Origin of the sequence: Sphaerotilus sp., assembly GCF_034519685.1 — a bacterium.
GTDB lineage: Bacteria > Pseudomonadota > Gammaproteobacteria > Burkholderiales > Burkholderiaceae_C > Sphaerotilus.
The window spans coordinates 169,968-190,244 of sequence record NZ_JAXHOF010000003.1 but is presented as its reverse complement, the minus strand read 5'-3'; the positions used below and the strand labels follow the sequence as shown (position 1 = coordinate 190,244).

Here is a 20,277-nt window from a genome sequence, read left to right as displayed (position 1 = left end):
AGGTGCATGCGATGACATCGACCGATGCGGTGCTGTGGGCGTTTGTCGCCGTGCTGTTCGTGCTGGGGCTGGCGCTGGTGGCCTCGCGCTGGCCGGTGTGGGCCAAGGCGGGGCTGGTGGCGCTGGTGACGGGGCTGTATTTCTGGAGCGACACCGCGCTGGAGGACGTCTGGGGCTGGCCGAGCCGGCATGCGCTGCCGGAGAAGTTCGTGCTGCTGGCCGCCGTGATCGAGGAGCCGAGCAAGGGCAAGGAGGGCGCCCTGTACGTCTGGGTCAACGCGATCGAGAACGGCAAGCCCGCGCCGCAGCCGCGCGCCTACAAGCTGCCGTATGCCAAGGATCTGCACGCGCTGCTGAACGAGGGCATGAAGAAGGTGCGCCAGGGGGTCAGCCAGGTGGGCACGGCCGAACCGAAGCGCGGCCCGAAAGGCCTGAGCTGGCTGCGGCCCGGCGCGGACGAGCAGAACGTGAAGATCCGCGACCTGCCTGCGCCGCAGCTGCCGGAGAAATGATGCGCACCGCGTTGGCCTCCTTCGGTCTGGTGGCGCTGCTGGTCGGGTGCAGCGAGCCGCCGGGTGCTTCGCTGTTTCCACTGGAGCAGGGGCGCACCTGGACCTACCGCCTGACCACCGAGTGGGAGAACAACACCACCGACCGCGAGGCGGTGGTGCTCAGCAACGCAGGCCGGGACAGCACGCTCGATTCGGGCAGCGCCTACCGGCGGCGCAGTGATGCGGGCATCGACTACTGGCTGCGCGCCGACAGCACGGGCGTGTACCGGGTGGCCAGCAAGATGGATGTGGAGGACGCGCCGAAGCCCGATCCGCAGCCGCGTTTTGTGCTGAAGGCGCCGATCGCTGTCGGCACGACCTGGCAGGCGAGCACGACGACCTACCTGCTGCGCCGCCGCGCCGACTTCCCGCCCGAGATCCGCCACAGCCACCCGTCGATTCCGATGGTCTATGTGATCGAGGCACTGGCCGAGAAGGTGGAGACGCCGGCGGGTGCTTTCGACAGATGTGTTCGGGTGCGCGGGGAGGGCAAGCTCAGGCTGTTCGCCGACCCGGTGCAAGGCTGGCGCGACATGCCGCTGACGACGCTGGAGTGGTACTGCCCCGGGGTGGGGCTGGTGCGGGTGGAGCGTAGCGAGCCGGCGAACACCACGTTCTTGCTGGGCGGAACGATGAAGATGGAGTTGATGGCATGGCAATGATGAACCGCCGGCAGGTGCTGGGTGTGGCGTGTGCGGCGGCGTTCGGGCCGGTCAGTGCCAAGGTGATGGCACAGTCGGCCGAGCGGTTTCCGCTGCGGCCGGTGACGCTGTGGGTGCCGTGGCCGGCGGGTGGGGCGACGGACCAGACGATGCGCCTGCTGGCTGAACTCGCGGGGCGCCACCTGGGGCAGCGGGTGGTGGTCGAGAACCGTTCGGGGGCGGGCGGGACGCTGGCGATGCCGATCCTGCAGCAGGCCTCACCCGACGGCTACACCATCGCGCAGCTGCCGCAGCCTGCGCTGCGGGCGCCGCACATCCAGAAGGTGCTCTGGGATCCGATCCGCGACACCACGCCGATCATCCAGATTTCCGGGGTGACGTTCGGGGTGGTGGTGCCGGCAGGCAGCGCGCTGAAGTCGCTGGACGAGGTGTTTGCCTGGGCGAAGGCGCATCCTGGCGAGCTGACGGTCTCGACCAACGGGGTGGGCACGACGCCGCATGTGGTGTTCGACGAGCTGTTCGCCAAGCGCGGGCTGACGTATGTGCATGTGCCGTACAAGGGCACTTCCGAGCAGATGCTGGCGGTGTCGTCGGGGCAGGTGATGGTGGGCATCAACTCCAACGGGTTCGCGCCGTTTGTCGATTCCGGCAAGCTGCGGCTGCTGGTGACGTTCGGCGAACACCGCACGAAGCGCTGGCCGGCGGTGCCGACGCTCAAGGAACTCGGGCACGGCATCGTGGCCACGTCGCCCTACGGACTGGTCGGACCGCGTGGGGTGCCGTCGGCGGTGGTGGCGGTGCTGCACGATGCGTTCAAGGCCGCGATGAACGACCCGGCGCACATCGCCGAACTGGCGAAATACGACCAGGAGCTGGTGTACCTCGATGCCGAGGACTACGGGCGCAGCCTCAAGGAAGGTTTTGCCGCCGAGAAGCGGGCGGTGGAGAGGCTGGGGTTGAACAAGGGGGGGTGAGGAGGCGCCGTCAGCGTCTGCGCCAGCGCACCGAGGCCGAGTGCTGCGCCGCGCGCCTGCCGACGGGCATGGGTCTGCAGCCGGTCCATGGCCCCGATGTCCATCGCCCGCGCCAGATGGATCAGCGTGGTGACGTAGCGCCGGGTGTGGCGGGAGCGCCGTCCGCAGGCGCGGGCCGGCGAAGCGTCCCGACCAGCGAGGGTCGGCGTTGGGTGCGCGGGGTGACAGGTCGGGTGCATGCGTGAATTCTGGCCTCCCGCAGGTGGGGGCTCCCCAGACGGAAGTCGGGGCATGCGTCGCTGGTTGGCCCGCGGGTCGTTGTGCAGAAACAACTGCTGTCGCTGTGGGCACTCGGCGTGCCGATACGGGTCTGCCATGCCCCGTCCATGCAGGCGCTGCCAGATGGATTTTTCATTGCGAGACATTCCTGAAAGCTTTGGCTCAGCTGAACACACCCGGCAAAAGCCGTGTGAGCGCAATGTCAGACGTGGGCAATGTTTCCATAATCTGGCGCCTGATGTCGCCATTTTCCGCAGTTTCCGCCGTCCCGACCCCGCTCCCACCAGGCAGTTGTGTGGGCCCTTATGTCATCAAGACCTGTCTTGGCGAAGACCTCGACGGCTTCGACTATGCCGTCGAGGAGCGCCACAGCGGCCGCCTCGTGCTGCTGCGCGAAAGCTGTCCGGTCGGGCTGGTGCAGCGCGTCGGTCTGGAGGTGCTGCCGTTCGACGGCGAGGACGCCGAGTTCCGCGACTGGCTGGTCCGCTGGTCCCGTCTGCTCGATCACTGGCAACGTGCCGCGCGCGCAGCCGATCCCGCCCGGCTGGGCCACAGCGCACTGGTGGCCATCGAGGACCGCGGCGAAGCGCATGGAACGTCCTGGGTGAGCCTGTCGCCGCCGGGTGGACGCAGCCTGCGCCAGGTCGCCGAGGATGGCCCCGGCTGGCCGGACCGCGCCACCGTCGATGCCGGGCTGCACGCCTGCTGCAGCGCTGTCGAAGCGCTGCACCGGCTGGGCGAGGTCCACGGCTGCCTGACGCCGGACCGGGTGCAGGTGCTCGACAACGGCGCCTGGTGCCTGCTGCTGCCCGACACCGATCCGGCCCGGCAGCCGCTGTCGCCGTGGCTGGCGCTGGAGCAGACCGAGGCAGGACGGGCCGCGGGCCTGACGACCGGGCCGTGGACCGATGTGCATGGCATTGCCGTGCTGGCCTACTGGCTCCTCACCGGCTCCGCGCCTCCTGGCCTGTCACGCCGCCAGGCCGAGGAGCCGGACTGCTGGACCGCGCTGGAGCAGGCGGAGCCGGATCCGCTGCGCCGACGCGCCTTGCGCAGCGCGCTGGCGGCGCGGCCGGCCGATCGCCTCAGCAGCGTGGCCGCCCTGCGCATGGCGCTCGGCTGGTCGGAGCGCCATGTGCCGGTGGTGGCCGAACCCCGCCGCGCACCGCCGCCACCGTTGCCCTTGCCCGAACCGCCGCCAGCGCCCGCCCGGCGCAGCCGCGCAAGCATCGTCGCGCTGACCGGCCTGCTGGTGTCCCTGACCGCGGTGTTCGTGCTGCTGTGGATCAATGGCATGTCGCCTGCGGAGGCGGACCTGGCCGCCGTGGCCATCCTGGAGGCGGCGCCGCCGTCGGCAGGCCCGGCTTCGTCCGCCACAATCCCCGCTCCCGCGCTGGCCGATGTGCCGCCGTCCCGTACCGCCACACCGGCGGCGTCCGCTGCCGGTCCTGCGCCTGCCGCGCCGCCGACCAAGGCGGCCGCCACGGCGGACACCAAGCCGAAACCCCGTCCGTCCGCCGCATCGGCCGCCACGCCGCCGGCACGCCCCGAGCCGGCTCCGGTGCAGACCGCGGCGGCCCGCCGCAAGCCGTCGGAGGCCTGCATCGACTGGCTGCGCCGCCGCTCGCTGGAGCCCACCGACACCGAGCGCGAGCGCAATCCGGCCTGTGAATGAGCCCTGCGCCTGACCGTTGCCCACGCCCCCGCCCCCGAGCCCATCCCAGGAGCCGCCATGTCCCGCCCACCCAGCCCCACCCGTGACCGCCTGTCTGCCCGCGCCGCGGTCCGCCTGACCTTGCTGGTGGCGCTGGTGCTGACCGCTTGCACCACGGCGCCGCCCCTGCCGCGTGTCACGGCCGAGCTGCCGCTGGCGTCGGCGGTGGGCATGGCGGCCGATGAGGCGATGCAGCACATGGTGCGCCAGCAGGGCCTGGACCTGGCGCGGCTGCTGAACCGCCCGACACGGATCTACCTCGCGCCGGTCCTGCAGAGCGAAAGCCGCCAGCAGACGGTCACGACGGTGCGGGTGCGCGAGCTGATCGCCGTCCACCTGAAGAGCCAGCACCGCGGGCTGGAGCTGGTGCCCTACACCGAGGCGGCCGCCGCGGGCAGCGAGGTGCGCCTGGACTCGACGCTGACGGCGGTCACCTTGCCGGACGGAAGGCGCTCGGCGGACCGGATGCTGCTGGCGCTGCGTCTGGTGAGCCTGAAGGACGGGCGCACGCTGGCGAGCAGCCAGGCGGCGGTCTCCGATCCCGCGCTGGACGGCACGCCGATGGCCTTCTACCGCGAAAGCCCCTTCTCCTTGCCGCCGCCGCAGGCGCAGGAGGTCGAGCGCGCCCTGACCGAGCGCGAGCGCACCGTGCCGATCGCGCGGCTCGACGAGGCCGGGTCGGCCTATGACACCGGCCGCTTCGACCGTGCGCTGGAGCTGTACCGCTCGGCCGCGACATTGCCCGGGGCGGACACCCTGCAGGCGCTGATCGGGCGCTACCTGGCGTCGGTGCGCTCCGGCAAGGACGACGAGTCGCGCGAGGCGTTTGCACGCATCGTCACGCTCGGGCTCGGCACGCGCTCGATGGGTGTGAAGCTGCTGTTCGCACCCGGCCGCACCGACTACATCGACGACCCCGCCATCAGTCGCCCCTATCCGGACTGGCTGCGCGAGATCGCCAAGCAGGCGGGCGAGAGCACGACCTGCCTGCAGGTGGTCGGGCACTCCAGCCGCACCGGCACGGAGGATTTCAATGTGGCCCTGTCGGCCCAGCGTGCCGAGGCGGTGCGCCAGCAGCTGGAAGCGGCCAATCCGGCGCTGGTCCGGCGCATCGAGGCGTCGGGTGTCGGCTGGCGCGAGAACCTGGTCGGCACCGGCAGCGACGACCTGAAGGACGCCGTCGACCGCCGGGTCGAGTTCAAGGTGACGGACTGCCGCTGACGATCCAGCGCACCAGCGCCAGCGCGGTGTCGGCGCTCAGGCGCTCGTGGGCGTCGATGTGGCCGAAGAAGCTGCCGGTGCGCAGCTTCTCGGCCAACGCGGCTTCCTGCTCGGGGCGGCCCCGGTACTGCGCATAGTCCTTCGCCAGTGCCGCGAACGTCGGGGCCTTTTTCTTTGGCGGGTCGCCGTGGCAGTTGTAGCAGCCCTTGTCGGACGCAAGCTGTGCGCCGCTCTGTGCGTTGTTTTGGGCGTTGGCGGGCAGCAGCGCACAGGCCAGCGTGGCGGCGACCAGCGCCCGAGTCGTCAGGCTTGAAACCATTGCTCGACCTTGTCTCGGGCCGGCACCCCGCCCGAGTGGACCACCTTGCCATCGACCACCACCCCCGGCGTGGCCATGACGCCGTAGCCGACGATGTCGCGCATCTCCTCGACCTTGCTCAGCGTGATCGCTGCGCCCCGGGCCTGGGCGACCTGCTGGATCAGCGCGATGGTGTTTCTGCAGTTGGCACAGCCGGTGCCCAGTACCTTGATGTCCATGGAATCTCTCCTGGTTTGCGGGAGCGGTCAGAGCACCGCGTTGAAGACATAGCCGACCAGCAGGATGCCGCTGGCGACGACCGCCATGAAGGTGGCGATCAGCCGGACCTTGAGCACCTTGCGCAAGATGATGGCCTCTGGCAGGGAAAGCGCTATGACGCTCATCATGAAAGCGAGCACGGTGCCCAGGGCGGCGCCCTTGGCCAGCAGTGCCTGCACGATCGGGATCACGCCCGCGGCGTTGGTGTACATCGGCACGCCGAGCAGCACGGCCAGCGGCACCGACCACCACGCCTGCCGGCCCATGAACGAGGCCATGAAGTCCTCCGGCACCCAGCCGTGGATGCCGGCCCCGATGGCGATGCCGGCCAGGATGTAGGGCCAGACCTTGCCGACGATCTCGCGCACGCTGGCGAAGCCGGCATCGATGCGCTCGGACAGGCCGAGGCCATCATGGCCCGCTTCGGCCCGCACCCGTGGCATGTCGCGCACCCAGTCCTCCAGGTGTGCCTCCATCTTCAGCCGGCCGATGGTCCAGCCCGCGACGATCGCCACCGACAGCCCCAACCCGAGGTACAGCAGCGCGATCTTCCAGCCGAACAGCCCGAACAGCAGCGTCAGCGCCACCTCGTTGACCATCGGCGCCGAGACCAGGAACGAAAACGTCACGCCCAGCGGCACGCCAGCCTGCACGAAGCCGATGAACAGCGGCACGGCCGAGCACGAACAGAACGGGGTGACGATGCCGAGCAGGGCGGCCATCACGTTGGCAGCGCCCTCGCTGCGGCCGGCGAGCAGGGCGCGGGTGCGCTCAGGCGTGAACCAGGAGTTCACCATGCCCATCACGAACACCACGCCGGTGAGCAGCAGCAGCACCTTGGGCGTGTCGTAGAGGAAGAACTGCAGCGCGCCTCCGAGCGGGCTGTCGCGCTCGACCGGCAGGAGGCCGACCAGCGCCTCCGACACCGGGATCAGCGACTGGTACAGCCCCCACCAGACCAGGGTGGCCAGCACCAGAAAGGCCTGCGGGTGGCGCCGTGGCAGGGACAACGCAGCGGATGACGACAGCATGGACAAGGGCTCCTTGTCCGGGAAGACGAAGTCGCGCCGAAAAGGATGCAGGCCGCTGCGTCAGTCGAGGCGCCCCTCGGCGTCGAAACAGGCGGTGCAGTGCCGCAGCAGTTCGGCCCGCAGGCGCTGGCGCGCCCGCAGCAGCCGGGACTTGACCGCACTCAGGCTCAGGCCGTGGGCGTCGGCAAAGTCCTGCTGGCGCTGGCCCGCGAGGTCGCAGGCGCGCAGCACCGCCTCGTCAGCCGGGTCGAGCCGGGGCAGCACCCGGCCGATCTGGTCGGCCAGTCGGTCGAGCGCGGTGGGCGCTGGCGCCGGCTCGGCCGGCAGGTCGTCGGGCAGGGGCTCGGTCGGGTGGAGGGTGCGCTGGCGGTCGATCAGCGCATGGCGCGCGACCTGGAACAGCCACGCCCGTGGCTGGTCGAGCGCGCAGAAGTGCTCACCCTGACGCATCGCCTTGACGAACACGTCCTGCAGCAGGTCGTCGGCCAGCGCCGGGTCGTGCAGGCGGTGCCGCAGGTAGCCATGCAGCTCGGCCTCGTGCGCGTGCCAGGCCCCCAGCACGCAGGCGAAGGGCAGCCCGTTGCGCTGCGGCGGAGCGGGGCTCACCGCGTCAGCCCCGCCTCGTACCAGCCCTTGCTCCGGTTCACCACCCGCACCACCAGCAGCATCACCGGCACCTCGATCAGCACGCCCACGACGGTGGCCAGCGCCGCGCCCGACTCGAAGCCGAACAGGCTGATCGCTGCGGCCACGGCCAGCTCGAAGAAGTTGCTCGCGCCGATCAGGGCGGACGGACAGGCGACGTTGTGCGCCTCGCCGACCCGCCGGTTCAGCCAGTAGGCCAGCGCCGAGTTGAACAGCACCTGGATCAGGATCGGCACCGCCAGCATCGCGATCACCAGCGGCTCGCGCAGGATGGCCTCGCCCTGGAACGCGAACAGCAGCACCAGTGTCAGCAGCAGCGCGGTGACGGACCAGGGGCCGATCTTCTCCAGCGCCGCATCGAACGCCGCCTGACCGCGCGCCAGCAGCGCCCGGCGCCAGAGTTGCGCGATCACCACCGGAATGACGATGTAGAGCACGACCGAGGTCATCAGCGTCGCCCACGGCACCGTGATCGACGACAGCCCGAGCAGCAGCCCGACGATGGGTGCGAAGGCGAACACCATGATGGTGTCGTTCAGCGCCACCTGCGACAGCGTGAACAGCGGGTGCCCGTGGGTGAGGCGGCTCCAGACGAAGACCATCGCGGTGCAGGGCGCGGCGGCCAGCAGGATCAGGCCGGCGATGTAGCTGTCGAGCTGCGCGGCGGGGAGCCACGGGGCGAACACATGCCGAATGAAGATCCAGCCCAGCAGCGCCATCGAGAACGGCTTGACCGCCCAGTTGATGAACAGCGTGACGCCGATGCCGCGCCAGTGCTGGCGGACCTGGTGCAGCGCGCCGAAATCGACCTTCAGCAGCATCGGGATGACCATCACCCAGATCAGCAGGCCGACGGGGAGATTGACCTTGGCGACCTCCATCCCGCCGATGGCCTGGACGGGGCCGGGCAGCGCCTGTCCCAGCGCGATGCCGACGACGATGCAGAGGAAGACCCAGACGGTGAGGTAGCGCTCGAAGACGTTCATGGCGAGGCTTTCGGGTTGCCGGCTCAGCTCTGGCCGATGGTGGCCAGCGCAGCCTGCAGCGCGGCGCGGTCCATCGTCTCCAGCGGCAGCGCGAGCAGTTGCAGCATCCGGTAGCCGATGGCTTGCCGGGTCAGCTCGAAGGCGCGGGCCTTGCCGGCGTCGCCGCCCTCGGCGTTCGACGGGTCCGGGTAGCCCCAGTGGACCTTGACGGGCTGCTGGCCCGTGCCGCCGAAGAACACCGGGCAGGTTTCCGCCGCGGCCGAGTCGCACACGGTGATGACGATGGACAGCGGCGGCGCGTCGGGGCCGGTGAAGGCGTCCCACGACTTGCTGTGGTAGCCGGTGGTGTCGATGCCGGCGGCGTTCAACGCCTGCAGCGCGAACGGGTTGAGCCGGCCGCTCGGGGCGCTGCCGGCGCTGTGGGCGCGGACATCGCGGCCGAGCCGGGCCGCGAGGTGGTTGAGCATGCCCTCGCTCAGCACGCTGCGTGCCGAGTTGTGGGTGCAGAGGATCAGGATGTGGACGGTCATGGCGCGAGGGACAGGGGCGGGTCAGCAGCAGGACGAACCAGCGGATTTCACGGGGATGCCGATCGGCTTGCCGCGCGGCGTGGGCGGGCAGCAGGCGGCGGCGGGTTCCGTGGCCGCGGCCGGCGCTTCGCGGAACACGGGGATGTTGCCCAACGTGTGGAAGTGCTCCCAGGCGATGCCCTGCGGGTCGGTGACCCAGTGCTTTTCGCTGCGTGCGTAGCAGCAGGTGGTCGCACCTTCGTCAAGCAGCGCCATGTCGGCGGCCTCGGCGCGGGCCTTCAGCGCGGAGAGTTCGTCGGCGTTGTCGGTCTGGATGCCGAGGTGGTCGATGCCGGGCTGGGTGCCGCGGGTCGAGATGGCGAAGTTGACCGCCGGGTCGTCGAGCATCCACTTGGCGTAGTCGCCTTCGACGCGGGCCGACTCGGCGGCGAACAGCGTCGAATAGAAGGCGATGCTCTGGCGCAGGTCATCGACGTGGAGGTGGACGTGAAAACGCTTCATGGTGGGGCTCCGGTCAGGGGATTCAGCAACACGCGGTGCCGCAATCGGGCGAGGGCGGGGTGGCGCAGGTCGTGGCCGCGCCTTCGCAGCAGTGCGCGGTGAGGTAGTCGAGCAGGGCGTTCATCCGCGCCATCGCGGCGCGGTAGATGAGGTGGCGGCCGTCGCGCTCCTGTGTCACGAGGCCGGCGTGCATCAGCTCCTTCAGGTGGAACGACAGCGTCGAGGACGGCACATCCAGCAGCGCACCGAGCGCGCCGGGTGTCATGCCGACCGGGCCGGCGCCGACGAGGGCGCGAAAGACCCGCAGCCGCATCGGCTGGGCCAGCGCGGCCAGGGCTGCGATGGCCGTCGATTCGAGCAGGGCGGGTGCGGCGGGGTGGGTCTGAACAGATTCCATGTTTCCATTTTGTTGGAAATATGGATTTATTTCAACCACTGACGTGTCCTGTCAAAACGCTGTCACACACCCGGACCACCATGACGGCTTCTTGTCGGTGATCGGGTGGGTCCATGTCTGTGCGCACGGTGCTGGTGGTGGTGGAGGACGTGGTGGAGCGGGAACTGCTGGCGGCCCATTTCCGGTTCGCCGGATTCCTGCCGGTGCTGGCGGCGTCGGCGCAGGAGGCGCGGCGGCTGGCCGGCGAGGTGCGGCCGGATGTGGTGCTGATCGATCTGGACGCCCCCGGCGAGTTGTCCGACGGGATCACGCACCTGCTGACACACGACATCCGGCGCCTGCGCAGGGGGCCGATCGAGATCGACGTTGAGCGTCATCTGGTGACCGTGCACCAAGGCGGAAGGACGACGCCGGTCGAGCTGGCACCGGTGGAGCTGAAGCTGCTGCAGTGCCTGATGGCGCGGCCGGAGCACGCGATCGAGCGACAGCAGATCCTCGATACGGTCTGGGGTGAGGGCAGTGATGTCGATGCCCGCACCGTCGACCAGAACATCAAGCGCCTGCGCCGCTGCCTCGAAGACGCTGGCGCGGGCGACGTGATCCGCACCGTGCGCGGCATCGGCTACCGCTTCAGCTCCAGCGGCTGATCTCTGGGTGCCCTTGGTCTGTGACGGGCGGTGTCACGAAACTTTCACAGCTTCTGCCTACAGTGGCCTGCACGCCGGGTGTGACATCTGCACAGATCAGATGGAGCGCGCGGCGAACCGTGCAACAACGATTTGTCTCTCTGGAGAATCTCTGATGAACAAGCTGACCCAACTGGCCACCGTGGCTGCCCTCGTGACCGCTGCCGGCGTGCTGCCTTCCCTGGCCCATGCCCAGTCCGTCAAGATTGACGGCTCCAGCACCGTGTTCCCCGTGACCGAAGCGGTGGCAGAAGAATTCCAGAAGGCCAACAAGCAGCTCAAGGTGACGGTCGGCATCAGCGGAACCGGCGGTGGCTTCAAGAAGTTCTGCCGTGGTGAGACCGACATCCAGAACGCTTCGCGCCCGATCCTGGCCGGTGAGATGAAGGACTGCCGCGCCGCGGGCGTGCAGTACGTCGAGCTGCCGGTGGCCTACGACTCGCTGACCGTGGTGGTGCACAAGGACAACCCGCTCAACGAAATCTCCATGGACGACCTGAAGAAGATGTGGGAACCGGGCGCCCAGGGCAAGGTCATGCGCTGGAACGACGCCAACCCGGCGTTCCCGGACCTGCCGCTGCAGCTGTTCGGCGCGGGTGCCGACTCGGGCACCTTCGACTACTTCACCGAAGCCGTCACTGGCAAGAGCAAGTCCAGCCGCGGCGACTTCACTGCCAGCGAAGACGACAACGTCATCGTGCAGGGTGTCAGCCGTGCCAAGAATGCGCTGGGCTTCTTCGGCTTTGCCTACTACGAAGAGAACAAGGACAAGATCAAGGGTCTGTCGATCAGCTGGAAGGGCGGCAAGGCCGTGGCCCCGAGTGCTGCGAACGTGCTCAACGGCTCTTACCAGCCGCTGTCGCGCCCGATCTTCATCTATGTCAACGCGAAGGCACTGGCCAAGCCCGAAATCAAGGCGTTTGCCGACTTCTACATGAAGCAGGCCCCGAAGCTGGTGGCGGAAGTCAAGTACGTGCCGCTGCCCGCCAAGGCCTACGAGTACAACCTGACCGCGCTGCAGAAGGGCCGTGTCGGCACCAAGATGGGCGGCGAAAACAAGGTGGGGCTGACCATCGAGCAGCTGATGACGCTCGAAGCCAAGGAGTGATCCTGCTGGCCGCTCCACGGAGCGGCATTGCACGTGGCCCCGCTGCGGTGATCGCCGCACGGGGTGTCGTGTTCAGGGTCCGGGCCGACCGGGGTCGGTCGGTCGCAGTTCACCATAGATGGAGCGAACCTTGGTCGCCATTCCCCTCCGTGCAGACGCAGCGCAAGTCGTCGATCCGACGCGGCTGAAGCACAAGTTCTCGCGCAATCTGAAAGAGCGGTTCATTGAACTGCTGCTGCTGGGTTGCGGTCTGGTGGCCGTGTTCACCACGGTGGCCATCACGGTCATCCTGGTCCATGAGTCGATCGGATTCTTCAGCTTTGTGTCGGTCTGGGACTTCATTACCGGCACCGTCTGGACGCCGCTGTTCGAGAACCCGCAGTACGGCATCCTGCCGCTGGTGTCCGGCACGCTGACCATCACCTTCATCGCGATGCTCGTGGCCGTGCCGATGGGGACCGTGATTGCCATCTACCTGTCGGAGTTTGCGCCGCACACCGCCCGCGAAATCATCAAGCCGGCGCTGGAGCTGATCCAGGCGGTGCCGACCATCGTGTTCGGCTACTTCGCGCTGCTCTTCGTCACGCCGCTGCTGCAGGCGACCATCCTGCCGGATCTTCCGGGGTTCAACATGCTGGTGCCAGGTCTGGTGATCGGCGTGGCGACCATTCCGACCATTGCTTCGCTGTCCGAGGACGCGATGCGTGCGGTGCCGATGGCCATGCGCGAAGGTGCGTATGCGCTGGGGTCCAACAAGATGCAGACGGCGCTCACGGTCGTGATGCCCGCGGCCATCTCGGGTGTGGTGGCCGCCTTCGTGCTCGCGGCGGCACGGGCCATCGGCGAGACGATGATCGTCGCGATCGCCGCCGGCCAGAACGCCAACTTCACCTTCAATCCGCTGGATGCGGCCGCTACGCTCACCGCCTACATCGCCCAGGTCAGCATGGGGGATCTGGAGCACGGTTCGGTGGGTTATCGCAGCATCTTCGCGGCAGGCCTCGTTCTGCTGATCATGACGCTGGTGCTCAACCTGACCGGGCATTTCCTGCGCCGTCGTTACCGCAAGGCGTACTGACCATGACCACTGTCAACTCTCAGGCGCCCGTCGCGCCGACCCGGGATCTGCAGGCGATGCGGGCACGCATCAAGTCTGGCATCTTCCGCCAGAACCTGTTCGCCTTCTTCGGCGTGCTGTTCACGGCCTTCGCGGTACTGGTGCTGCTGGCGGCCTTTCTTGACCTCTTGATCGATGGTCTGCCGCGGCTGTCGTGGGACTTCATGACCAGCTTCCCCTCGCGGCGTGCCGCGCAGGCGGGCATCCTGTCGGCCTGGGTGGGCAGCGCGCTGGTGATGCTGTTGACGATGCTGGCGGCAGTGCCGATCGGCATCGGTGCGGCCATCTACCTCGAAGAGTACGCGGGCAAGAACTGGTTCACCGACCTGATCGAGATCAACGTCACCAACCTGGCTGGTGTGCCGTCGATCGTCTACGGCTTGCTGGCGCTGGGCTTGTTCGTCTACCAGTTCGGCTTCGGTGAAAGCATCCTGACTGCCGGCCTGACGCTGGCCCTGCTCATCCTGCCGATCGTCATCGTGTCGTCTCGCGAGGCGCTGCGTGCAGTGCCGATCCACATCCGCGAGGCGGCTTACGGCGTGGGCGCCACCCGCTGGCAGATGGTCAGCGACCACCTGGTGCCCTATTCACGCGGCGGCATGCTGACGGGCGTGATCCTGGGCATGGCCGAGGCCATCGGCCAGACGGCGCCCATCATCACCATTGGGGCGCTGACCTTCATCGCCTTCCTGCCGCCGTTGCCTGTGACGGGCGAGTTCCCGTTCCTGAGCATGCAGTGGATCTGGTCCGAGTTCACCGTCTTGCCGATCCAGATGTACAACTGGGTCTCCCGACCCAATGTGGACTTCCAAGTCAACGCCGCAGCGGCCGGCGTGATCCTGCTGTTCATGACGCTCATGATGAACGGCCTGGCCATCTACCTGCGCTACCAGGTTCGAAAGACCATCAAATGGTGACAGACACGCTCGAACGGACTGCGGCGACTCCCGCTGTGGTCAACAAGGCCGAGGTCCGTGACCTCAGCTTCTACTACGGTGATTTCAAGAGCCTCAAGAGCGTCTCGATGTCGGTCGAGGAGCACAAGGTCACGGCGCTGATCGGCCCCAGCGGCTGCGGCAAGAGCACGCTGCTGCGCTGCTTCAACCGCATGCATGACCTGTATCCAGGCAACCGCTACGAAGGCGAGATCCTCCTGAAGCCGGACAACGTGAACATCCTGTCCAAGGACGTCGATCCGATCGAAGTCCGCATGCGCATCGGCATGGTGTTCCAGAAGCCAAACCCGTTCCCGAAGTCGATCTACGAGAACGTGGCCTACGGCTTGCGGGTGCGCGGGATTCGCAACCGCTCCGAACTCGACGGGCGCGTCGAGGCGGCGCTGAAGGGTGGCGCGCTGTGGAACGAGGTGAAGGACCGCCTCGACGATCTGGCGTTCGCCCTGAGCGGCGGTCAGCAGCAGCGGCTGTGCATCGCCCGTGCACTGGCCACCGATCCAGAGCTGATGCTGTTCGACGAGCCGACCTCGGCGCTCGACCCGATCGCCACTGGCTCCATCGAAGACCTGATCGGCGAGATCAAGCGCAAGGTCTCGGTGCTGATCGTCACCCACAACATGCAGCAGGCGGCCCGTGTGTCGGACCACACCGCTTACATGTACCTTGGCGAACTCATCGAATTCGGCCCCACCAAGGACATCTTCGTGAAGCCCAAGCGCAAAGAGACCGAGGACTACATCACCGGCCGCTTCGGCTGACCCCAGGGAGGACCATTCCATGAGCGACAAGCACCTCTCCACCCAGTTCGATGCCGAACTCAGCGGCATTTCCACCCGCGTGCTCGAAATGGGCGGCCTCGTGGAAGCCCAGGTCGTACAGGCCGTCTACGCGCTGACCCACTTCAGCCACGAGACCGCCGACCAGGTCATCCGCCAGGAACACCGGGTCAACCAGATGGAGATCGACGTCGACCGCGATCTCTCGACCATCATCGCGCGCCGCCAGCCCACCGCCCGCGACCTGCGCCTGCTGATCGCGACCTCCAAGACCATCGGCAATCTGGAGCGGGTCGGCGACGAGGCTGCGCGCATCGCCCGCACGGTGCAGCGCCTGATGACCACCGGCATGTCCAGCCGCCTGCCGGTGGCCGACGTGTCCTTCGAGGCCCAGCTGGCGACGACCTCGCTGCGCCGTGCGCTCGACGCCTTCGCCCGGCTCGACGCGGCGCAGGCGCTGCAGGTCATCAAGCAGGACAACGAGATCGACGCCGAGTTCGACGGCCTGATGCGCAAGCTCATCACCTACATGATGGAAGACCCGCGCACCATCTCGGCCTCCATCGACCTCGTCTTCGTCGTCAAGGCGATCGAGCGCGTCGGTGACCACGCCAAGAACATCGCCGAGCAGGTGATCTACATCGTCAAGGGCGCCGACGTGCGCCACTCGCCGCTCGACAGCGTCGAGAACGCGGTGCAGTGAGCCGCCACCGCAAGGACTGGACACCATGGGACGCATCCTGATCGTCGAGGACGAGCCGGCGATCGCCGAGCTGATCGCGCTGAACCTGCGCTACGAGGGCCATGAGGTGCGTGTCGCCGACAGCGCCGACGCCGCCGTGCGGCAGGTGACCGAGCAGTTGCCGGAGCTGGTCATCCTCGACTGGATGCTGCCCGGAGAGTCTGGCGTGTCGCTGGCGCGGCGCTGGCGCGGCGACGCCCGCACGCGGGAGCTGCCGATCATCATGCTGACGGCCCGCTCCGAGGAGCGCGACCTGATCCAGGGGCTGGACGCCGGCGCGGACGACTACCTGACCAAGCCGTTCTCCACCGGCGAGCTGCTGGCGCGCATCCGCGCCGTGCTGCGGCGCAAGCTGCCCGAGGCGCTGGATGTGCCGGTCGAGGCGGGCGCGCTGCGGCTCGATCCCGCCACGCGCCGTGTCTGGCACGGCCAGGAGGAAGTGGCACTCGGCCCGACCGAGTTCCGCCTGCTGCGTTTCCTGATGTCGCACCCGGAGCGTGTCCACAGCCGCAACCAGCTGCTCGACCGGGTCTGGGGCGACCATGTCTTCATCGAGGAACGCACGGTCGATGTCCACATCAAGCGCCTGCGCGCCGCACTGACCCCCTGCGGCTGTGCCGATCTGATCGAGACAGTCCGGGGTGCCGGCTACCGGCTGGCGCGCCCGAACGTGGCCGGGAGCGCAGGCCAGACGGGACAGGCCGCCGCGTGACCACGGCCCTGGTGTTGAGTGTGCTGCTGGCGCTCGGCGCCACGGCCTGGGCCTTGCAGCTGTACCGGCGCGAGCGGATGTTGTTGCGCTGGACGAGCCACGGCATGCTGGCGGCGGTGCCGGCGCCAGTCTTGCCGGGCATCCTCGGCGAGATCGGGCAGCGGGTCGACCGTGCCTTGCGTGCCGCCGACGCGCGCGAAGCCCAGCACGCCCAGCGGCTGGAGAGCTTCCTGTCCGCCATCGATGCCTCGCCCAACGGCATCCTGCTGCTCGATGCGCAGGATCACTTGCAGTGGATCAACCAGACGGCGGCTGGCCATTTCGGCCTCGACATGCTGCGCGACCGCGACCAGCGGGTCACCAGCCTGGTGCGGGCGCCGGCCTTCGTCGACCACCTGCAATCCGGGCGTTTCGACGAGGCGGTGGGGTTTCCCAGCCCGCGCGGCGACGCGATGCTGTCGGTCACCGTGCGCCCCTATGGCGGCACGATGAAGCTGGTCCTGTCGCAGGACGTGACCGTGCGCGAGCGCAGCGACCGCATGCGCCGCGACTTCGTCGCCAACGTCTCGCACGAGATCCGCAGCCCGCTCACGGTGCTGTCCGGGTTCATCGAGACCTTGTCCGATCTGCCGCTCACCGGGGCCGAGCGCCAGCGCGTGCTGACCCTGATGCGCCAGCAGACCGACCGCATGCGCAACCTCGTCACCGACCTGCTGGCGCTGGCCCAGATCGAGGGCGCGCCGCGGCCCGCCGCCGACACCTGGACCGAGGTGGGCGACATGCTGGCGCAGATCGAGGTCAGCGCGCGGGCCCATGACCGCGAGCAGCACCGCTTCCTGCTGCATGTGGACAGCAGCGCGCAGCTCAGCGGCACCGAGTCCGAGCTGTTCAGCGCGTTCTGGAACCTCGTGAGCAATGCGCTGCGTTACACGCCGGCCGGCGGCAGCGTGACGGCGCAGTGGTCGGTCCGGGCGGATGGCACGGGCGAATTCCGTGTCACCGACACCGGCCCCGGCATCGACCGGGAGCACATCCCCCGGCTGACCGAGCGTTTCTACCGCGTCGACAGCAGCCGCTCGCGCGAGACCGGCGGCACCGGGCTGGGGCTGGCGATCGTCAAGCACGTCGTGCAGCGCCACGATGGCGAGCTGCTGATCGACAGCGTGCCCGGCAAGGGATCGGTGTTCCGCGTGGTGTTGCCGGCATTCCGGGTGCGCGTGCCCGCACGTTCGCCTGTGAGGAATCGCCCCGAACCTGTAAATTGAAGGGGTCACCGTTGAGGAGCCTGACCCCCGATGTCTTCCCAGGACGCACCAGCCGATCGACCCGAGCCGCCCGGACACTTTGCCGCCGCCACTGCCGCCACTGACCGTGCGCGCGCCGAGGCGGAAGTCTGGCGGCTGGTGTTCTATTACACGCTGGCGGGGCTGCTGTGGATCGCGCTGTCGGATTCCGTGGTGTCGGCCCTGCTGGCGGACCCGGCGCTGCGGGCGGTGGCCGCGGCCGTCAAGGGCTGGCTGTTCGTCGGCTGCACGGCGCTGCTGCTCCATGTGGTGCTGATGCGCGGCGTGGATCGGCGCTGTCGGGCCATGGAACGCGAGGAGCAGGCCCGTCAGGCGCAGGACCGGGCGCATGCGCTGCTGCGCGATGTGCTGGCGCGCATCGGCGACGGGTTTGCCGTGCTGGACAACGACTGGCGCTTCACCTATGTCAACGCCAAGGGGGCGGCCGTGCTGGGCCATGCCGATCCACAGGCCCTGCTCGGCCGTGTGTTCTGGACCGAGTTCCCCGGCATCGAGGGCAGCAGCTTCCAGCGCATGTTGCTGCAGTCGCTGCAGGCGCAGCGCCCCGCCGTCCGCGAGGACTTCTACGCCAAATGGAACCGCTGGTTCGAGTGCCGCGTCTATCCGTCGCCCCACGGCGTGTCGGTGTATTTCTCGGACATCACCGCCCGCCACGCGAGCGCACAGGCGCTGCAGCGCAGCGAACTGCGTTACCGGCTCGCCTCCCGCCACGGCCAGGTCTGGGACTGGAGCGCCGACACCGGGCAGCTGGTGGTGGCGGCCGACTTCTGGCAGTCGATCGGCATGTCGACGCCGCCCGATGACCGCAGCCGCGAGGCCTTTGAGCAGCTGCTGCACCCGGACGATCTCGGCCGATTCCGCCAGGCCCTCACCGATCATCTGCGCCAGCGCGCCGACTACGGCCTGGAGTTCCGCATGCGCCATGCGGATGGCGGCTGGCGCTGGTTCCAGACCCAGGGCCAGGCGATGTGGGATGCGCAGGGCCGCGCCATCTACATGGCCGGCACCACCTTCGACATCACCGAACGCAAGCAGGCCGAACAGGCCCTGCGCGAGTCCGAGGCCTACCGGCGCCTGGTGTTCGAACAGCTGGCCGACGGCGTGCTGCTGGTCGACCAGACGCTGAAGGTGCTGGACGCGAATGCCCAGGCCCTGGCGCTGTTCGGCTACAGCCGCGGAGAACTGCTGTGCCTGTCGCTGGACGCCCTGCTGGCCGAACACGAGCGTTCACGCCTGCCGGCGGAACTCGGCCGGCTGCTGTCCGACCAGAGCCAGCTCGACGAATGGGAGCACCTGCGCCGCGACGGCACACGCTTTCCGGCCGAAGTCAGCATGCGCTCGCTCGACGGACACCGGCATGTGCTGGTGCTGCGCGACATCCGCGTGCGCCGCGCTTCGGAGCGGGCCTTGCTGACCTACCAGCTGGAGCTGTCCGAGCTGACACGGCGTCTGCTGGCGCAGGAAAAGCTCACCACCCAGCGTGTGGCGCAGTCGCTGCATGACCATGTCGGCCAGACGCTGGCGGTGATGCGGCTGAACCTCGAAGCGGCGCATGCCACCTTCGGCGCGACCTTGCCCCCCGGCATGGTCCGGGCCTGCACCGGCATCGGGCAGTTGCTGGACCAGGCGGTGCGCGAGGTGCGCCATGTGCTGGCCGATCTGCGCCCGCCGATGCTGGAGACGCAGGAGCTCGTGGCGGCGCTCGACAACGAGATCCGGTCGCGCGCCGTGCCGCTGGACGGCTGCCACACCGGTCCCGGTGCCGATGTCCTGATCGAGGCCAGTGATGCCGCCCATGCGCTGCGCTGGCCGTCGGATGTCGAGTACGGCGTGTTCATGGTGGCGCGCGAGGCGGTGGCCAACGCCCGGCAGCATGCGCAGGCCAGCCTGATCCGGGTGCTGCTCGATGCCGACACGAGCGGTCTGACCCTGGAGGTCATCGACGATGGCCTCGGCGTGCCCCAGCCCCTGCGGCAGGGACGGCCCGGCCACCTCGGCATCGTCGGCATGCGCGAGCGTGCCATCGCCATCGGTGCCCGTTTCACAGTCGACTCGACTGCGGACGGCGGTACCCGCGTCCACCTGCGCTGGGAAGGAGCCCCGACATGACCGAGATCTACCTGGTCGATGACCACGCGATGATGCGCGACGGCCTGCGCGCCGTGCTGCAGGCCAGCGGTTACCGGGTGGTGGGCGAATCGGCGGACCCGACGCTGGCGCTGGCCGAGCTGCAGCGGCTGGCCCCGGCGCTGCTGTTGCTGGACCTGCACCTGGGCGAGCGCTCCGGGCTGGCGCTGCTGACCGAGCTGCAGCGCCGGCGCCTGCCGACCCGCACCATCGTGCTGAGCATGTCGGCACAGCCCCGGCATGTGGCGGAGGCACTGCGGCTGGGGGCTTTGGGGTATGTGCTCAAGGGCTCGCCCTCGGCCGAGCTGATCGGCGCGATCGAGGCGGTGCTGCAAGGCCGACGCCACCTGAGCCCGGATGTGGCCGATCTGGCCGTGCAGGGCCTCACGGCCCGCGACGAGCCCGCCGCGCTGGAGGGCCTGTCCGCCCGCGAGCGCCAGATCATCGAACTGGTGGTGCGCGGCCGCTCCAGCACCGAGATCGGCACGCTGCTGCACCTCTCGCCCAAGACAGTCGACTCCTACCGCAGCCGCCTCATGGGCAAGCTCGGCGTGTCGGATGTGCCGGCGCTGGTGCGGCTGGCCATCCGGGCCGGGCTGATCGGGGCGGATGAGCCGTAATCGATTTCGCCACGACATCACCTGACAGCGTCGATCCAGAACTCCCCACAGACCGCCCGCC

The 20,277-nt window shown here is 68.7% G+C and carries 24 protein-coding genes; 15 read left to right on the top strand and 9 right to left on the bottom strand.

Annotated features, from left to right (window positions below):
- Nucleotides 1-11 precede the first annotated feature (11 nt).
- Genes U5O44_RS04430 through U5O44_RS04420 form a run of 3 tightly spaced genes read left to right on the top strand, consistent with a single transcriptional unit; the run spans nt 12 to nt 2,187 of the window.
- A complete protein-coding gene (locus U5O44_RS04430; RefSeq protein WP_322587261.1) occupies nt 12-512 on the top strand; it encodes a hypothetical protein in 501 nt (166 codons plus the stop codon).
- Entirely contained in the window at nt 512-1,213 is a 702-nt protein-coding gene (locus tag U5O44_RS04425; RefSeq protein ID WP_322587260.1) for a hypothetical protein, read from the top strand. The genes U5O44_RS04430 and U5O44_RS04425 overlap by 1 nt, the downstream gene beginning before the upstream one ends.
- Nucleotides 1,204-2,187, top strand: a complete 984-nt coding sequence (locus U5O44_RS04420; RefSeq protein ID WP_416222123.1) for a Bug family tripartite tricarboxylate transporter substrate binding protein — start codon at nt 1,204-1,206, stop codon at nt 2,185-2,187. Before U5O44_RS04425 ends, U5O44_RS04420 begins: the two co-directional genes overlap by 10 nt.
- On the opposite strand, the gene U5O44_RS04415 is transcribed toward U5O44_RS04420, so the two are convergent.
- Nucleotides 2,109-2,426 carry a hypothetical protein gene (locus U5O44_RS04415; RefSeq protein WP_322587259.1) on the bottom strand — a complete coding sequence of 106 codons (318 nt, stop codon included), beginning with the start codon at nt 2,424-2,426 and terminating at the stop codon, nt 2,109-2,111. The two genes, U5O44_RS04420 and U5O44_RS04415, sit on opposite strands and share 79 nt — an antisense overlap.
- Nucleotides 2,427-2,761: 335 nt before the next feature.
- Between U5O44_RS04415 and U5O44_RS04410 the strand changes: the two genes are divergently transcribed.
- Complete coding sequence (locus U5O44_RS04410) at nt 2,762-4,141, top strand: serine/threonine-protein kinase (protein ID WP_322587258.1); 1,380 nt, start codon at nt 2,762-2,764, stop codon at nt 4,139-4,141.
- Nucleotides 4,142-4,198: 57 nt separating this feature from the next.
- Nucleotides 4,199-5,401, top strand: a complete 1,203-nt coding sequence (locus U5O44_RS04405; RefSeq protein WP_322587257.1) for an OmpA family protein — start codon at nt 4,199-4,201, stop codon at nt 5,399-5,401.
- Here the strand turns inward: U5O44_RS04405 and U5O44_RS04400 are convergent.
- The 8 genes from U5O44_RS04400 to U5O44_RS04365 are packed head-to-tail and all read right to left on the bottom strand — an operon-like array spanning nt 5,379 to nt 10,068.
- On the bottom strand, nt 5,379-5,720 hold the full coding sequence (locus tag U5O44_RS04400; RefSeq protein WP_322587256.1) for a c-type cytochrome: 342 nt from the start codon (nt 5,718-5,720) through the stop codon (nt 5,379-5,381). The two genes, U5O44_RS04405 and U5O44_RS04400, sit on opposite strands and share 23 nt — an antisense overlap.
- Nucleotides 5,705-5,938: a thioredoxin family protein gene (locus tag U5O44_RS04395; protein WP_322587255.1), complete on the bottom strand. Its 234-nt coding sequence runs from the start codon at nt 5,936-5,938 to the stop codon at nt 5,705-5,707. The genes U5O44_RS04400 and U5O44_RS04395 overlap by 16 nt, the downstream gene beginning before the upstream one ends.
- Before the next feature lie 27 nt (nt 5,939-5,965).
- A complete protein-coding gene (locus tag U5O44_RS04390) occupies nt 5,966-7,009 on the bottom strand; it encodes a permease (RefSeq protein ID WP_322587254.1) in 1,044 nt (347 codons plus the stop codon).
- 60 nt (nt 7,010-7,069) lie between these two features.
- Nucleotides 7,070-7,615, bottom strand: a complete 546-nt coding sequence (locus U5O44_RS04385) for a sigma-70 family RNA polymerase sigma factor (protein WP_322587253.1) — start codon at nt 7,613-7,615, stop codon at nt 7,070-7,072.
- Nucleotides 7,612-8,640 (bottom strand): ACR3 family arsenite efflux transporter, encoded by a 1,029-nt coding sequence (gene arsB, locus U5O44_RS04380; protein WP_322587252.1) that lies wholly within the window; start codon nt 8,638-8,640, stop codon nt 7,612-7,614. The genes U5O44_RS04385 and arsB overlap by 4 nt, the downstream gene beginning before the upstream one ends.
- Nucleotides 8,641-8,663: 23 nt before the next feature.
- Nucleotides 8,664-9,170, bottom strand: coding sequence for an arsenate reductase ArsC (locus tag U5O44_RS04375; protein ID WP_322587251.1), 507 nt, complete (start codon nt 9,168-9,170; stop codon nt 8,664-8,666).
- Nucleotides 9,171-9,191: 21 nt separating this feature from the next.
- On the bottom strand, nt 9,192-9,671 hold the full coding sequence (locus U5O44_RS04370) for an ArsI/CadI family heavy metal resistance metalloenzyme (protein ID WP_322587250.1): 480 nt from the start codon (nt 9,669-9,671) through the stop codon (nt 9,192-9,194).
- 22 nt (nt 9,672-9,693) lie between these two features.
- On the bottom strand, nt 9,694-10,068 hold the full coding sequence (locus U5O44_RS04365) for an ArsR/SmtB family transcription factor (RefSeq protein WP_416222122.1): 375 nt from the start codon (nt 10,066-10,068) through the stop codon (nt 9,694-9,696).
- 113 nt (nt 10,069-10,181) lie between these two features.
- Between U5O44_RS04365 and U5O44_RS04360 the strand changes: the two genes are divergently transcribed.
- From U5O44_RS04360 to U5O44_RS04315, 10 genes are all read left to right on the top strand, one after another.
- On the top strand, nt 10,182-10,715 hold the full coding sequence (locus U5O44_RS04360; protein WP_322587249.1) for a winged helix-turn-helix domain-containing protein: 534 nt from the start codon (nt 10,182-10,184) through the stop codon (nt 10,713-10,715).
- 154 nt (nt 10,716-10,869) lie between these two features.
- A complete protein-coding gene (locus U5O44_RS04355; RefSeq protein ID WP_322587248.1) occupies nt 10,870-11,862 on the top strand; it encodes a PstS family phosphate ABC transporter substrate-binding protein in 993 nt (330 codons plus the stop codon).
- A 130-nt stretch (nt 11,863-11,992) separates the two neighbouring features.
- Nucleotides 11,993-12,940 (top strand): phosphate ABC transporter permease subunit PstC, encoded by a 948-nt coding sequence (pstC, locus tag U5O44_RS04350; protein WP_322587247.1) that lies wholly within the window; start codon nt 11,993-11,995, stop codon nt 12,938-12,940.
- Between the two features lie 2 nt (nt 12,941-12,942).
- Nucleotides 12,943-13,896 (top strand): phosphate ABC transporter permease PstA, encoded by a 954-nt coding sequence (pstA, locus tag U5O44_RS04345; RefSeq protein WP_322587246.1) that lies wholly within the window; start codon nt 12,943-12,945, stop codon nt 13,894-13,896.
- Nucleotides 13,890-14,693, top strand: coding sequence for a phosphate ABC transporter ATP-binding protein PstB (pstB, locus tag U5O44_RS04340; protein WP_322587245.1), 804 nt, complete (start codon nt 13,890-13,892; stop codon nt 14,691-14,693). The genes pstA and pstB overlap by 7 nt, the downstream gene beginning before the upstream one ends.
- A 19-nt stretch (nt 14,694-14,712) precedes the next feature.
- Nucleotides 14,713-15,414 (top strand): phosphate signaling complex protein PhoU, encoded by a 702-nt coding sequence (gene phoU, locus U5O44_RS04335; protein WP_322587244.1) that lies wholly within the window; start codon nt 14,713-14,715, stop codon nt 15,412-15,414.
- Between the two features lie 25 nt (nt 15,415-15,439).
- Nucleotides 15,440-16,165 carry a phosphate regulon transcriptional regulator PhoB gene (phoB, locus tag U5O44_RS04330; RefSeq protein ID WP_322587243.1) on the top strand — a complete coding sequence of 242 codons (726 nt, stop codon included), beginning with the start codon at nt 15,440-15,442 and terminating at the stop codon, nt 16,163-16,165.
- A complete protein-coding gene (gene phoR, locus U5O44_RS04325; RefSeq protein ID WP_322587242.1) occupies nt 16,162-17,430 on the top strand; it encodes a phosphate regulon sensor histidine kinase PhoR in 1,269 nt (422 codons plus the stop codon). The genes phoB and phoR overlap by 4 nt, the downstream gene beginning before the upstream one ends.
- Before the next feature lie 30 nt (nt 17,431-17,460).
- On the top strand, nt 17,461-19,578 hold the full coding sequence (locus U5O44_RS04320; protein WP_322587241.1) for a PAS domain-containing sensor histidine kinase: 2,118 nt from the start codon (nt 17,461-17,463) through the stop codon (nt 19,576-19,578).
- A complete protein-coding gene (locus U5O44_RS04315; protein ID WP_322587240.1) occupies nt 19,575-20,216 on the top strand; it encodes a response regulator transcription factor in 642 nt (213 codons plus the stop codon). Before U5O44_RS04320 ends, U5O44_RS04315 begins: the two co-directional genes overlap by 4 nt.
- Nucleotides 20,217-20,277: the final 61 nt, after the last annotated feature.

What these genes read in the sequence shown, in the direction of transcription:
- U5O44_RS04430 (WP_322587261.1), top strand. Translation starts at nt 12, where the DNA reads ATGACATCGACCGATGCGGTGCTGTGGGCGTTTGTCGCCGTGCTGTTC.
- U5O44_RS04425 (WP_322587260.1), top strand. Translation starts at nt 512, where the DNA reads ATGCGCACCGCGTTGGCCTCCTTCGGTCTGGTGGCGCTGCTGGTCGGG.
- U5O44_RS04420 (WP_416222123.1), top strand. Translation starts at nt 1,204, where the DNA reads ATGGCAATGATGAACCGCCGGCAGGTGCTGGGTGTGGCGTGTGCGGCG.
- U5O44_RS04415 (WP_322587259.1), bottom strand. Translation starts at nt 2,426, where the DNA reads ATGCACCCGACCTGTCACCCCGCGCACCCAACGCCGACCCTCGCTGGT.
- U5O44_RS04405 (WP_322587257.1), top strand. Translation starts at nt 4,199, where the DNA reads ATGTCCCGCCCACCCAGCCCCACCCGTGACCGCCTGTCTGCCCGCGCC.
- U5O44_RS04400 (WP_322587256.1), bottom strand. Translation starts at nt 5,720, where the DNA reads ATGGTTTCAAGCCTGACGACTCGGGCGCTGGTCGCCGCCACGCTGGCC.
- U5O44_RS04395 (WP_322587255.1), bottom strand. Translation starts at nt 5,938, where the DNA reads ATGGACATCAAGGTACTGGGCACCGGCTGTGCCAACTGCAGAAACACC.
- U5O44_RS04390 (WP_322587254.1), bottom strand. Translation starts at nt 7,009, where the DNA reads ATGCTGTCGTCATCCGCTGCGTTGTCCCTGCCACGGCGCCACCCGCAG.
- arsB (WP_322587252.1), bottom strand. Translation starts at nt 8,640, where the DNA reads ATGAACGTCTTCGAGCGCTACCTCACCGTCTGGGTCTTCCTCTGCATC.
- U5O44_RS04375 (WP_322587251.1), bottom strand. Translation starts at nt 9,170, where the DNA reads ATGACCGTCCACATCCTGATCCTCTGCACCCACAACTCGGCACGCAGC.
- U5O44_RS04370 (WP_322587250.1), bottom strand. Translation starts at nt 9,671, where the DNA reads ATGAAGCGTTTTCACGTCCACCTCCACGTCGATGACCTGCGCCAGAGC.
- U5O44_RS04365 (WP_416222122.1), bottom strand. Translation starts at nt 10,068, where the DNA reads ATGGAATCTGTTCAGACCCACCCCGCCGCACCCGCCCTGCTCGAATCG.
- U5O44_RS04360 (WP_322587249.1), top strand. Translation starts at nt 10,182, where the DNA reads ATGTCTGTGCGCACGGTGCTGGTGGTGGTGGAGGACGTGGTGGAGCGG.
- U5O44_RS04355 (WP_322587248.1), top strand. Translation starts at nt 10,870, where the DNA reads ATGAACAAGCTGACCCAACTGGCCACCGTGGCTGCCCTCGTGACCGCT.
- pstA (WP_322587246.1), top strand. Translation starts at nt 12,943, where the DNA reads ATGACCACTGTCAACTCTCAGGCGCCCGTCGCGCCGACCCGGGATCTG.
- pstB (WP_322587245.1), top strand. Translation starts at nt 13,890, where the DNA reads ATGGTGACAGACACGCTCGAACGGACTGCGGCGACTCCCGCTGTGGTC.
- phoU (WP_322587244.1), top strand. Translation starts at nt 14,713, where the DNA reads ATGAGCGACAAGCACCTCTCCACCCAGTTCGATGCCGAACTCAGCGGC.
- phoB (WP_322587243.1), top strand. Translation starts at nt 15,440, where the DNA reads ATGGGACGCATCCTGATCGTCGAGGACGAGCCGGCGATCGCCGAGCTG.
- U5O44_RS04320 (WP_322587241.1), top strand. Translation starts at nt 17,461, where the DNA reads ATGTCTTCCCAGGACGCACCAGCCGATCGACCCGAGCCGCCCGGACAC.
- U5O44_RS04315 (WP_322587240.1), top strand. Translation starts at nt 19,575, where the DNA reads ATGACCGAGATCTACCTGGTCGATGACCACGCGATGATGCGCGACGGC.